This is a genomic window from uncultured Tenacibaculum sp., from assembly GCF_947498805.1.
Lineage (GTDB): Bacteria > Bacteroidota > Bacteroidia > Flavobacteriales > Flavobacteriaceae > Polaribacter.
Genome location: NZ_CANMLT010000029.1, coordinates 1 through 338 on the forward strand (window position 1 = coordinate 1; position 338 = coordinate 338).

1 protein-coding gene is annotated in these 338 nt (G+C 40.5%); it reads left to right on the plus strand.

From position 1 onward, the window contains the following. Positions 1-338: hypothetical protein (locus tag Q0873_RS18200; protein WP_299110223.1), on the plus strand; the 338-nt coding region annotated here is incomplete at both ends.

Below are 338 nucleotides of genomic sequence, written 5' to 3' on the forward strand. Positions count from 1 at the left end.
GCAGTAACTACTATTGCAGGCTTGATTGCTTTAGGAGGAGTAACCGCAATTACCGATGCATGTGATTCAGACTTAACTGTAACAAGTAGTGATAGTTCAGTAGCAGGAACCTGTCCAACAGTATTTGTAGTAACTCGTACTTATACGATTACCGATGATTGTGGAAACAGTACAGATATTCAACAAACTATTAATATCAAAGATGAAACTGCACCATCAGTAACAGGAAGTTTAAACGCTATCGATCAAGAAGGATGTGAGGCAAGTGATGCACCAGCAGCAGTAACTACTATTGCAGGCTTGATTGCTTTAGGAGGAGTAACCGCAATTACCGATGC